Origin of the sequence: Pontivivens marinum (genome assembly GCF_900231835.1) — a bacterium.
Lineage (GTDB): Bacteria > Pseudomonadota > Alphaproteobacteria > Rhodobacterales > Rhodobacteraceae > Pontivivens > Pontivivens marinum.
The window spans coordinates 42,586-54,318 of sequence record NZ_OCTN01000007.1 but is presented as its reverse complement, the minus strand read 5'-3'; the positions used below and the strand labels follow the sequence as shown (position 1 = coordinate 54,318).

The following is an 11,733-nucleotide window of genomic DNA, read 5'->3' as shown; positions in this document are numbered from 1 at the left end:
CGAATGGAAAAAGAGAAAATCGCGATCCTTGGGGGAGGATTCGGCGCACTGACCGCAGCATGGCACTTAACCGCAACGCCAAAGCTGCGCGCGCGTTACGAGGTTGAAATTTGGCAAATGGGATGGCGGCTGGGCGGCAAATGCGCCACTGGCCGCGACGATCGAAACCGGATTCTGGAACACGGCCTGCATTTCTGGTTCGGTTGCTACGACAATGCATGGGCCATGCTGCGCGATGTTTACGAGGAATGGGACAGGCCCGAAAACTGCCCATTCAAAACCGGTCTGGATGCGTTCGAGCCGCAAAACTACACGCCGCTCTGGACCCAAACGCAGGATGACGACTGGGGTTTTTGGGACATTACATGGCCGACAAATGTTGATGAACGTGGCTCCGGCGATGTGAACCTGTCCATTCGCGGTATGCTCAGCCAATTGGCGTCTCTGCTCAAGGAGCTGCTGCATTTCGCCTTTGACGATGATGATGACGAGGACCACAAGGCCGTTGGCCATCAGGACAGCGACCTGAAATCCGCACAGAAAAAAATCATTACGCCTGAAGGGTCCGACACCGAGGCACTGGAACATTTGCGACATGTGCGCGAGGCCTTCGCCCCCAAACGGCAAGAGGGGTTGCCCATCGGGGGTCTGTTCAAGGACCTGCTGCATCTGGGCGCAACCTTTGCCGCCGGCATCACATGGGATGTGCTGATCTGCGGCAAAAGCCTCGACGATCTGAACGCTATTGAGTTTCGCCACTGGCTGAAAAAGCATGGCGGCGATCCCGAAATTATCGACAACACCGCCGTGGTGCGTGCAATTTACGATTGCTGCTTTTGGTATCTGGAGGGGGATCACAAGCGGCCCTCGGTCGGTACAGGCACCGCGCTGCGCGTTATTCTGCGCATCCTGACCACCTATAAGGGGTCCGTAATGTACACAGTAAAGGCCGGCATGGCCGAGGCCGTGGTCGCCCCGCTATACGATGTGTTGCAGGCGCGCGGGGTGAAGTTCAACTTCTTCCACAAAACGACCGGTCTGCATCTGGACGCAGCAGAAAACTCCATTGCCAAAATCACCATCGCACAACAGGCGAAAACCAAGGGGCCCTATCAGGCGACCAAGGTTATCGACGGCGTTCCTACATGGCCCGCCCATCCCTATTGGGATCAGTTGGAAAACGGTGAGGCATTGCGCGACGCCGGTGTTGATTTTGAAAACCACTGGTCCCCGCCCTATCCGACCAAGGAGCTGACGCTAAAACGCGGCCGCGATTTCGATCATGTGATCCTTGGCATTGCGATGGGCGGCTACAAACCCGTCAACAACAGTGAGCCAAGCATCGCGCAGGAGCTGATCGATCAGGCGGGCCCCTTTGCCGATATGGTTCACAATATCGGACTGGTGCCGACATTGGCCGCGCAGGTCTGGCTACCGGAAACCACGCATGAGCTGGGCTGGGATGACCGGCCTGCCACTGTCTCCGGGCCAGAGCGGTTCGATATCTGGAGCGATATGAGCCAGCTTTTGCCTGTAGAGGGCGGAACAGGGTCTATCCATTATTTCTGCGGGGCCTATGCCTCCACCGCGTTCAAGGAACCTGCCCATAGCAACGCGCAGGAAAAGGCACTGGCCGATGTCACCGCGCAGTTCGAGGCTTGGGTCGCCGACTATGGCACCGTCGCGTGGTGCGCCCGCGCCCCTGCGCCGCTATTGCCTGAGCAAACCTATATCCGCGCCAATATCGACCCCGCCGAATGCTGCGTTGGTGCCGCCGCCGGTGAGGTGCAGTTCCGGCTGCCTGCTGATGGCAGCGGCTTTGATAATTTGACACTTGCCGGTTGCCATATCCGCACCGGCCTTAACACAACCTGCGTCGAATCCGCTGTGATGAGCGGTATGCAAGCCAGCCGTGCGATCAGCGGTCAGCCACGCAAAGTCGTTGGTGAACATTACCTCTGAAGGGGATTTAGCATGACTGATACCAGTCACTTGCCAAACTACATCGATCGCCTGGGCCATGGTGAAATCTGTTTTCCGCAACCGCTGCGATTGCAGGGCACAACTTCCTACGCCTTCGCGCTGGAGGCAAAGCAGGCCAATGTGCAAGCCTTTGTGGACAGCCAGCTAAACGCCGCCTGTGCGCCTGAATTGCGCTACGAAACCGTGGGCGACACGGTTCTGCTGACCTTTCTGGAGGTGGAATCCGCAACATCCCTCAGCCAGTCCATCGGCGTGCAGGGCGACCGCGAGGCGATGTTTTGGGTGCCATTGTGGGAATACCGCAAGGGGCACATCTTTCCACGGCTGACCTTCTGGGTACCGTATCTGCTGATCAACGTGGATACCGGTCTGGTCGTCGGACGTGAGATTTGGGGCTATCGCAAGACGATAGGCGACATTCAGTTGATGACCGACCCGGGAAACAAATTCGTTGCCCGCACCACGATCTTTCCCACCCTGTCCGACACCACCCGCGCGGTTGAAAACGCGGAGCTGATTACCGTCACAGGGACTGAGGTTGATGGCGTGCTAAAGGACGACTTCCACGACATTGCCGGTATGATGAGCGCGATTTGTGGCCAGATGCGCACACCAAATGGCATGATCGAAACCGTTGTCGAGGGCGCCGCCTTTGCATGGGATCTGGGTAAATTGGCGCTCGATTTTGTCATTCCGGTCGTGAACCTGAAGCAGTTCCGCGCATCCGAGGATTGGACCAAGGCGTGCTATCAATCCATCACCGAAAGCCCCGCCCATCTGGACAAGGTGCATGGCGGCGGCCTGTTGCCCGGTGAATGGTCCTGCACGATCCGCGATTGTGAAAGCCACCAGATCGCCAATGATCTTGGCCTAACCGGCACAAAGGATGGCGACCTGCTTACCGCTGATGTGCGTTTCGCGTTCTGGGTGAATTTCGACTTTACCACCCGCAATGGCAAAACATTGTGGCAGGCAATGTCCTGACGATATCCCCCGCTGGATGGTGGCATCCGGCGGGGATCATAGGTTTCAATGAACTCCCATCGCCTGCGCCAACGCATCGGCTGCGGTTTTACCTGATTCTAGCGCCGCCTCAGCCGAGCCACCATTGATAGATGTGATCGTCCAATCACCAGCGAGGCTCATATTTTGCACGCCATCCCAATCGGGAGGCAAACGATCAACGACGGTGCCCGGTGGCGTGCGGACATAGCGCTCGCTGGGCGACAGGTTGACGTGATCGAACGCGCTGACAATCGTATTCTGGTCGAAAACACCCGGTGCGGCTATATTGGGCCATAGAGAATGCGCATTCGCCTGCAACCATTCATGCGTAAATGCCTGACCTGCAAGGTTCGCCTGCCCCTGCAATTGCGGCGCATGGGTTGAGGTTGGGGGCAGGTTGGGCGGTAGCTCGGTCACGCTGACCAAGTATTGGCAGCTCTTCGCCTCCGCATTCGGCCAAACCTCATGCTCGATCAGGTGGGTCATATCAGCCCACGTCCCCAGCGGCGGCATATAGGCACCGGAAACCGGATCAGTGGTTTCAGTCCACCCTGCATCAGCCGTAGTACGATCCAGCCATAGCTGCACGGAATGCGTGGCGACAGATGCACGACCAACGGTGCGCAACATCTGCGCCCAATCCTCATTCTGTGCGGTCAATCCTGTGGTCAGCGCCGCAGAGGCCGCCGGCGGAATGGCAAGGATCACATGATCGAAATCACGGCCAACCTCCAGAACCTCCTCACCCACGCTAACATGGGTCCAAGCATCCTCGAAATTCGCATGGGGGGTGTCAGGTGCGAGCTGATCCCATAACGGCTCGCTCGGCCAGCAATCCAGCCCGTTTACGCGCACATAGGGATCGTAACGATCCGTGGCCAAGGCAGCCTGAACAGCCATGCGAACCCGCACAACCCTGTCCCTGTCAAATTCGATATCGCTAACCCTGCGGAACAGGCGGATTTCGCCGCCCTGCTGCTCAATACACTTGGCGAGGGGCGTGAACACGGTGTCGCCCATGCCGGCATTCATCCGCCACATCGGCGCACAGCGATAGCCCGCAACCAGATCGAGGATCAGCTTCAGACATGCACCCGCAGCAATATCCGCATCGGTAATATCGTCGCCGTCGCCATGGCGATAGGCAAATGCCAGATCATAGATCACGCGGATCGTTTCGGACCACGCCGCAGATTCACCCGCGCCATGCGACATCAGCCACGCACGAAAATCGAGGTGGTTGATCCGGTCCCATGCGTTCCAGCCGTGGGGCAGGATGTCTGCAAAATAGCCGCGCAGCACCGCGCCGCCAATCTCCAGCAGATCCTTGAACACATGCCAGCCCAGTGACCAATCCATGTCGCGCAATTCGTCCAGGAACCACGCCATCAGGCTCTCACGCTCCGCCGGTTCTGCGGGGGCGTGGCGCGCGGCATCTAGGGGCTCGGCCAGACGCTCGGGTCCGATCTCCCTGGATTTGACCTGCATCATCGCGGCCAGACGGTCAGGCGCGTGGCGCAGATCTTCCTCATCCCCGTCCCACGGCATGCCGGGCCAACGGGGGGCGGTCAGGGTATAATCCTTCCACCCGCGCCCGCCACCATCGCCCGGTGCGGCCCACAGAGTGACATGATGCTGGGGGGTAAAGGCGTCCTCGACCGACGCAAACACGCCATCATTTACCCCATCCAATTGGGCATAGGCATCGCGTAACAGGCCAAATGCAGTTCGGTAAAACCCTAGGAACAGATGCAGGCCGTGCTCCTCAATCCGTTGATGATCCTTTGCGTTACGGCCGCTGGCGCCCTTGCCGCCGATCCGCCAGCCCTGTGAGCATAGCGTCACATCAAATGCGGCGCGGCGTTCGGCCGTTGCGCCCAATGCGTAGGCCGCCGCAACCCCGCCGCATCCGCCACCCAGGATCAAAACTTTCGTTTTACTTGCCACAGTCATATTGTTTGTCCTATCTGAGCCACTTACAGCAGATAAACGTGTTAAGGGCAGTAGCACCAGTCTGCGGGCGGCAAGAAGGGCCATGACGATGATAAAGCGCAACGATCTTCCGGCGCATCTGGCAGAGTTTTCGATATTTGCATCACTCAGCGATGAGGCACTAACCGAACTTGCCAATCGAACAGATATTGTTCGGGCAGAGCGCGGCGAACTGGTGGTGCAGCATCTGGACAAGTCTGATGATTTCTACCTGATGCTTTCGGGCAAGATGATGGCCATTCTTATTTCCGGTCGCGGGCGAGAAGTCTCTCTGGGCGAAATGGAACGAGGTCACTACTTCGGTGAAATCGCTGCAATAGGCGGCGGCGACCGGTCCGCCAGCATTTTTGCCCGCACACCGGCTGAACTGGCCCGTATTCCCGGTCGCACCTTGCGCACGCTATTGGATGAGGAACCCACCGTTGCGCGCGTCCTGCTGGACGATATGGTGCAGCGCGTGCGCCAGTTAACCCAGCGCAGCTTTGAACTGACCGCGCTAAAGCTTGCTGACCGGCTGACACTGTTCCTCGTGCGTACGGGGCTAGAGCGTGGCGTTCTGACCGTTGGGGGTGAATTACGCCCCGCGCCGACCCATGCCGAAATCGCCGCGCGCGTGGGTGCCAATCGTGAGGCAGTCAGCCGCGAGCTTAGCTCGCTGGTACAGGTTGGCATCATCCAAACCCGTCGTGGGTGCATCACATTTGTCGATCCGGACCGGTTGTTGCAGGATGCCAAGGACATGGGCGACCTGTAAGGCGCGCCAGCAAATCAGGGATGCCGGAACATAAGCGGGGGGCGTGCTTATGCTCCGGCGAAACTGCACCAAGGGACGTCTCCGGTGCTGTTCCATGTATCAACGCGGCTGGCGTACAAGTCGGATCTGCGATTCAGACGCGCTGAGCCGTAGAACTGACAGGTATTGGGACAGCCGAATATAATCACCGCGTGATAAGCCACGTATATCTGACGCGCATATTTGCATCCGTGTCAAAACACACACCGGCAAAACTTCCCTTGCGCATGCAGGCTAAACGCCGGCACCGTCCACGGCGCAATGCAGTCGGGTGCGGGAAATTCTGCTGACGATCTGCACAGCTTCACTGACATCAGTGCTGCGCACGCTCAGTTCATTCCCATCGAGTCTAGGCACCCAGCAGTAGGTCTGATCGGAACTGTCTTCATAGGTAAAGCAGATTTCAGCGTCCTGCACTGTGATCTGCCCCTGCGTGCACGACCCGTCCCGACGCAGCCATCTGGTCGTGCCATCGCCGTTGAAATGCTCGATCCCGACCAGCCCGCTGGGTGCGGAAAACCACGCAGTTTGACCTGTCACAAGATCCAGAAAATCACGCGGGCTGATATTTTCCTGCGCCAGCACTGATCCTGCGCTCAGCATCATTCCTGTCAGAATTCCGATATATTTCAGCATCATCGAGCATTCCTCCGATCCAAAATTACGATGTCACACGCCCAGATATTTCTGCGCGATTGCGCCTTCGACCTGATGGATAGCACCGTCAAAAACCGTGTGACCACGCTCAAGTATAACAGCACGATTGGCCACGCGGGACAATTCCGCCAGCGATTTATCCACCACCAGAATGGACAGGCCGCTTTGCCCTGTTAGCTGCGCAATCGCCGCCCAAATTTCCTGCCGAACGATGGGGGCCAGCCCCTCCGTCGCCTCATCCAGGATCAACAGGCGGGGATTGGTCATCAGCGCCCGTCCGATGGCGAGCATCTGCTGCTCACCACCCGATAGGGTTGCGGCGCTTTGCCCTGCCCGCTCGGCCAAGCGGGGGAACAGGGCTGCAACACGGGCCTGATCCCATGGACCGGGACGGGCCGCAGCGATCAGGTTCTCATGCACGGTAAGATTGGGAAAACAGCGCCGCCCCTCTGGCACCAACCCGATGCCCAATTGCGCGGCGGCGTGGGATGGCAATGTGGCCAAATCCTGCCCTACAAACCGCAATGTGCCACTGCTTGCCGCCATCATGCGGCAGATGCAGCGGATTGTCGTGCTCTTGCCCATGCCATTACGGCCCATCAGGGCGACAACCTCGCCCTCTGCCACGGTTAGATTCACGCCGAACAGGGCGGGTGAAGCCCCATAGGCGGCGTGCAGGTCCTGTACCTCAAGCAAGCTCATGCTTCATCCCCCAGATAGGCGCGCCGAACCTCAGGATCATTACGGATTTCGGCAACGGAGCCACTGGCGATGATCCGGCCATAAACCAGCACGCTGATCCGGTCAGCCAGCGCAAAGACCGCTTGCATGTCATGCTCCACCAACAGGATCGGCGCCTCGTGCCGCAAGGGGTCCAGCAATTGGGTCATCACGGCCACGCCCTCCGCGCCCATGCCCGCCATGGGTTCGTCCAGAACAAACACTTTGGGCCGCATGGCGAGGGCCATTGCAATCTCCAGCCGCCGCCGTTCGCCGTGGGCGATGTCCGATGCCTCCACATCCAAGCGTTCGGCCAACCCGACACGCTGCGCATATTCCGTCACCTGCTGCATAGCATCGTTATCACGCGCGGCACGGCGCAGCATCGCATATGCCCGTCCTGCACGCGCCTGAACCGCCAGCAGGATGTTTTGTCGCACAGTGAAGCCCGCAATCACCTGGCTAATCTGAAACGATCGACCAAGGCCACGCCGTGCCCGTGCGCTTGGCCCTAGCCGCGTCACATCCTGCCCCGCAAACCGGATCGTGCCGCTATCGGGTCGCAGGCTGCCCGCGATTTGAGCAATCAGCGTTGATTTACCCGCGCCATTCGGACCGATCAGCGCATGGATTTCACCTGCACGCAAATCCAGTGACACGCCGTCGCTGGCCTTGAGCACGCCAAAGGTTTTCGAGACCTCGCGCAGGGACAGAACCGGTTCATCCATGGCCTGCCTCCTTACGCGTCAACACGCCGATAACACCGCCGCGCGCGAACAGAACAACGCCCAGCAGCAATAGGCCGAGGAACAGTTGCCAATATTCGCTAACCCCGCCCAACCAATGTTCCAGCAGGATAAACAGGCACGCCCCGATCACCGGACCGTACAACCGCCCAACACCGCCAAGGATCACAAAGATCATGATCTCGCCACTGGTGTGCCAGCTAAACATCGTAGGACTGACAAAGCGGCTAAGATCCGCAAACAGCGCACCGGCCAGCGCCGTGATTGCGCCCGAAATGACAAAGGCCGTCAGCCGCAACCGCAGCGGCGACAGGCCCACCGTCTCAACCCGCGGCGCGCTTTGCCGGACCGCGTTCAGCGCAAGGCCAAAGGGTGACGCCCCCAGCCGTGCACACAGCAACAGCACCGCGATCAACAACACATAGCACAGCGCGAAATACTGGATCGGTTGCAAGGTATTCAGGCCCGGAAACCCGTTGCGCACATAGATGCTCAGCCCATCCTCACCACCATAGGCGGGCCATGAAATCGCGAAATAGTAGAACATCTGACCAAAGGCGAGCGTGATCATGATGAAATAAACGCCAGAGGTTCGCAGGCTCAGCGCACCAATCGCCAATGCGGACAGCCCGCCCGCGATGATGGCAACCAGCCAGATGACCGGCATCGACTTGGTGCCCTCAATCAAAAATGGTTCGGTCAGGATCGGATCATAGTTTTGCCCATGACTGGCCAGAATGCCCATCGCATAACCGCCCACACCAAAGAACGCGGCATGGCCCAGACTGACCAGCCCCCCTGCCCCCAGCGCAAGGTTCAGGCCAACGCCCGCCAGCGCCAGAACCACCACGCGGGTTGCCAGCGTGACGGTGTAAATCTCACCAAACCACCACGCGCAAACGGGGACAGCCAGCAGCAGCGCGGCGATCAGCCAGTTCAGGTGCTTTTCCGCAATCATGACCGCACTCCAAACAGGCCGGAGGGACGGACGATCAGCACCACAGCCATCAAAATATAGATCAGCATCGAGGCCAGCGCCGACCCCAGCAGCATCGCATTGGCCGGTTCCATCACCTGCGCGAAGGCTATCGGAAGCAGAAATCCACCCATCGTGTCAGTCAGCCCAACCAGCAGAGACGCCACCAGTGCCCCCTTGATCGAGCCGATGCCACCGATCACAATCACCACAAAGGCGAGGATCAGCACCGGTTCCCCCATCCCGACCTGCACCGACTGGATCGCCCCGACCAAGGCCCCAGCCAATCCGGCCAGCGCAGCCCCCAGTGCAAAAACCAACGTGTACAGCTTGGAGATATCGACCCCCAGCGCGGCAATCATCTCACGGTCGCTTTCCCCCGCACGGATACGAATACCCAACCGCGTGCGTGAGATCAGCAGATACAGCCCCAGCGCCACCGCCAGTCCAACGCCAATAATGCCAAGGCGATAGGCCGGATACAGAATACCGCCGGGCAGCTCAACCGGCCCGCTCAGCCAATCAGGCGTGTCCAGAAACAGGGGAAAGGACCCGAACAGCCAGCGTGTGCCCTCGGAAAAAATCAGGATCAACGCGAATGTCGCCAGAACTTGGTCTAGGTGGTCGCGCGCGTACAGACGGCGGATCACCGCAATCTCAACAATCGCGCCTGCCGCCGCAGCCGCCGCCAGACTGGCCGCCAGGGCCAACAGGAACGATCCCGTCAGGCCCGCAACAGTGGCCGCCGCAAATGCCCCGATCATATAGAGCGACCCGTGGGCCAGATTTATCAGTCCCATCACCCCGAAAACCAGCGTCAGGCCCGCCGCCATGACAAACAGCATTACCCCGAACTGAAGCCCGTTCAGAGCTTGTTCGATCAACAGGATCATCGACATGGTGTAACCTCGGCTGTCGGGCCCGCGATCAGGCCCGACGCAGTATCAGATCAGAATTGGCATTCAGCGGCGTAAACGTCGGAATGATCGGTCAGTGCCGTTGCGATGATGGCATTGGTGTAAACATCACCCTCCAAAATCACCTCACGCACGTAGATATCCTGAATCGGGTGGTGGTTCGATGCGAAGGCGAAATCACCACGGGTACTGTCGAAATCGGCGGCCTCCAGTGCTGTACGGAACGCATCCTGATCGTCCACATCGGCAACGTCCATGGCCGAGATCAGCAGGTTCGCGGTATCAAACCCTTGGCTGGCATAGAGCGACGGCAGGCGGCCAAATTCGGCCTGAAAACTCTCAACAAAGGCGACGTTCGCCGCGTTATCGAGGTCTTTGCTCCACTGCGAAGTGTTGCGCACGCCCAATGCTGCCTCACCGACAGCCTGCAACACGCCTTGGTCAAAGCTGAAGGCAGGACCGACAACGGGGATATCAACGCCGCTATCTGCATATTGCTTGAGGAACGAAATCCCCATGCCGCCGGGCAGGAAGAAGTAAACGCTATCCGCACCCGAGGCACGGATCTGCGCGATTTCAGCCGCGTAATCGGTCTGACCCAGTTGGGTGAAAACCTCGCCCGACAGATCGCCCTCATATAGACGCTTGTACCCTGTCAGCGCATCCTGGCCCGCCGGATAGTTCGGCGCGAGGATAAAGGAGTTTGTGTAACCCGCATCGTTGGCATATGCGCCGGCGGCCTCATGCAGGTTATCGTTCTGCCATGCGACGTTGAAGTAGTTCTGGTCACACCCACGACCGGCCAGTGCGGATGGGCCCGCATTTGGCGACAGGTAGAATTTGCCCTGCGCAACCGCCGATGGCACCACCGCCATGGCAAGGTTGGACCAGACGATACCAGTCAGCACATCCACATCATCGGATTGGATCATACGGTCTGCCAGTTGTACGGCAACATCAGGGCGACGCTGGTCATCCTCGATCACCACCTCGATATCATCGCGACCCGACTGTTCCACAGCCAGCATAAATCCATCACGCACGTCGATGCCAAGACCAGCGCCGCCCCCGGATAGGGTTGTGATCATGCCAACCTTGACGTCTGCCAGCGCGGTTGTTGCACCCAATGCAGTTAGCACGCCAGCGGTCACAATAGTTTTCAACGTCATGGTCTGTCCTCACGGTGGTTTATCTTTTCGCCACTGTGACGACCTGCAAACGCTTTGTCAGCCCGCTTGTGCACGATCAGACGGCGATACGGCGCAGAACTTCGTCTTCGTCCATCTCGGCAGCGGTTCCGGATAGGGTAATTTCGCCGCGATCCATCACGACATAGTCGTCGGCCAGATCACGCGCGAATTCGAAATATTGCTCGACCAGAACAATCGCCATATCACCCCGATTGCGTAGGAAGGTAATAGCACGGCCGATATCCTTGATGATCGAGGGCTGAATACCCTCCGTCGGTTCGTCCAGCACCAGTAAATCGGGCCGCATGACCAAGGCCCGCCCGATGGCAAGCTGCTGCTGCTGCCCCCCCGACAGATCGCCACCACGACGGCTCAGCATATCCTTGAGGACGGGAAACAGCTCGAAAACCTCCGCCGGAATAGTGCGTTCGCGGCGGGGTAACCGTGCAAAGCCTGTTTCGAGGTTTTCCTTCACGCTCAATAACGGGAATATCTCGCGGCCCTGCGGAACCATAGCAATACCGCCACGCGCTCGCGCCTCGGATCGGGTGCGGGTCACGTCCTGCCCCTGAAAGCTGATCGTACCGGCGGAAACCGGATTGCGCCCTGCAATTGCGCGCAGCAGCGTGGTTTTGCCTACGCCGTTGCGCCCCAGAACCGTCATCACCTTACCCGGTTGCGCCGTCAGGCTGACCCCGCGCAAAGCCTGCGCGGCACCGTAATGCAGCTCGATATTATCCACGTTCAACATTTC

The 11,733-nt window shown here is 59.0% G+C and carries 11 protein-coding genes; 3 read left to right on the top strand and 8 right to left on the bottom strand.

Annotated elements, in window-relative coordinates:
• Window positions 1-3: 3 nt before the first annotated feature.
• Together CR254_RS14370 and CR254_RS14365 are read left to right on the top strand one after the other, a co-directional pair.
• The gene (locus CR254_RS14370) at window positions 4-1,962 is read left to right on the top strand and encodes an NAD(P)-binding protein (RefSeq protein ID WP_097931170.1); all 1,959 of its coding nucleotides are present in this window, start codon (window positions 4-6) and stop codon (window positions 1,960-1,962) included.
• A gap of 12 nt (window positions 1,963-1,974) precedes the next feature.
• A complete protein-coding gene (locus tag CR254_RS14365) occupies window positions 1,975-2,967 on the top strand; it encodes a hypothetical protein (protein ID WP_097931169.1) in 993 nt (330 codons plus the stop codon).
• Window positions 2,968-3,012: 45 nt separating this feature from the next.
• On the opposite strand, the gene CR254_RS14360 is transcribed toward CR254_RS14365, so the two are convergent.
• The gene (locus CR254_RS14360; protein ID WP_180956024.1) at window positions 3,013-4,941 is read right to left on the bottom strand and encodes an FAD-dependent oxidoreductase; all 1,929 of its coding nucleotides are present in this window, start codon (window positions 4,939-4,941) and stop codon (window positions 3,013-3,015) included.
• Window positions 4,942-5,023: 82 nt separating this feature from the next.
• Between CR254_RS14360 and CR254_RS14355 the strand changes: the two genes are divergently transcribed.
• On the top strand, window positions 5,024-5,734 hold the full coding sequence (locus CR254_RS14355; protein WP_097931165.1) for a Crp/Fnr family transcriptional regulator: 711 nt from the start codon (window positions 5,024-5,026) through the stop codon (window positions 5,732-5,734).
• 273 nt (window positions 5,735-6,007) lie between these two features.
• Here CR254_RS14355 and CR254_RS14350 read toward each other — a convergent pair whose 3' ends face one another.
• The 7 genes from CR254_RS14350 to urtE all read right to left on the bottom strand — a co-directional run bounded on the left by CR254_RS14350 (window position 6,008) and on the right by urtE (window position 11,730).
• Window positions 6,008-6,412, bottom strand: a complete 405-nt coding sequence (locus CR254_RS14350) for a hypothetical protein (protein WP_097931163.1) — start codon at window positions 6,410-6,412, stop codon at window positions 6,008-6,010.
• Between the two features lie 30 nt (window positions 6,413-6,442).
• Entirely contained in the window at window positions 6,443-7,132 is a 690-nt protein-coding gene (locus tag CR254_RS14345) for an ABC transporter ATP-binding protein (RefSeq protein WP_097931161.1), read from the bottom strand.
• Window positions 7,129-7,878: an ABC transporter ATP-binding protein gene (locus CR254_RS14340; protein WP_097931159.1), complete on the bottom strand. Its 750-nt coding sequence runs from the start codon at window positions 7,876-7,878 to the stop codon at window positions 7,129-7,131. Before CR254_RS14340 ends, CR254_RS14345 begins: the two co-directional genes overlap by 4 nt.
• Window positions 7,871-8,854, bottom strand: coding sequence for a branched-chain amino acid ABC transporter permease (locus CR254_RS14335; protein WP_097931157.1), 984 nt, complete (start codon window positions 8,852-8,854; stop codon window positions 7,871-7,873). Before CR254_RS14335 ends, CR254_RS14340 begins: the two co-directional genes overlap by 8 nt.
• Window positions 8,851-9,771, bottom strand: a complete 921-nt coding sequence (locus CR254_RS14330) for a branched-chain amino acid ABC transporter permease (protein ID WP_097931155.1) — start codon at window positions 9,769-9,771, stop codon at window positions 8,851-8,853. Before CR254_RS14330 ends, CR254_RS14335 begins: the two co-directional genes overlap by 4 nt.
• Window positions 9,772-9,821: 50 nt before the next feature.
• A complete protein-coding gene (locus tag CR254_RS14325) occupies window positions 9,822-10,958 on the bottom strand; it encodes an ABC transporter substrate-binding protein (RefSeq protein WP_097931153.1) in 1,137 nt (378 codons plus the stop codon).
• A gap of 76 nt (window positions 10,959-11,034) precedes the next feature.
• Complete coding sequence (gene urtE, locus CR254_RS14320; RefSeq protein WP_097931151.1) at window positions 11,035-11,730, bottom strand: urea ABC transporter ATP-binding subunit UrtE; 696 nt, start codon at window positions 11,728-11,730, stop codon at window positions 11,035-11,037.
• Between the last annotated feature and the right edge of the window lie 3 nt (window positions 11,731-11,733).

What these genes read in the sequence shown, in the direction of transcription:
- CR254_RS14370 (WP_097931170.1), top strand. Translation starts at nt 4, where the DNA reads ATGGAAAAAGAGAAAATCGCGATCCTTGGGGGAGGATTCGGCGCACTG.
- CR254_RS14365 (WP_097931169.1), top strand. Translation starts at nt 1,975, where the DNA reads ATGACTGATACCAGTCACTTGCCAAACTACATCGATCGCCTGGGCCAT.
- CR254_RS14360 (WP_180956024.1), bottom strand. Translation starts at nt 4,941, where the DNA reads ATGACTGTGGCAAGTAAAACGAAAGTTTTGATCCTGGGTGGCGGATGC.
- CR254_RS14355 (WP_097931165.1), top strand. Translation starts at nt 5,024, where the DNA reads ATGACGATGATAAAGCGCAACGATCTTCCGGCGCATCTGGCAGAGTTT.
- CR254_RS14350 (WP_097931163.1), bottom strand. Translation starts at nt 6,412, where the DNA reads ATGATGCTGAAATATATCGGAATTCTGACAGGAATGATGCTGAGCGCA.
- CR254_RS14345 (WP_097931161.1), bottom strand. Translation starts at nt 7,132, where the DNA reads ATGAGCTTGCTTGAGGTACAGGACCTGCACGCCGCCTATGGGGCTTCA.
- CR254_RS14340 (WP_097931159.1), bottom strand. Translation starts at nt 7,878, where the DNA reads ATGGATGAACCGGTTCTGTCCCTGCGCGAGGTCTCGAAAACCTTTGGC.
- CR254_RS14335 (WP_097931157.1), bottom strand. Translation starts at nt 8,854, where the DNA reads ATGATTGCGGAAAAGCACCTGAACTGGCTGATCGCCGCGCTGCTGCTG.
- CR254_RS14330 (WP_097931155.1), bottom strand. Translation starts at nt 9,771, where the DNA reads ATGTCGATGATCCTGTTGATCGAACAAGCTCTGAACGGGCTTCAGTTC.
- CR254_RS14325 (WP_097931153.1), bottom strand. Translation starts at nt 10,958, where the DNA reads ATGACGTTGAAAACTATTGTGACCGCTGGCGTGCTAACTGCATTGGGT.
- urtE (WP_097931151.1), bottom strand. Translation starts at nt 11,730, where the DNA reads ATGTTGAACGTGGATAATATCGAGCTGCATTACGGTGCCGCGCAGGCT.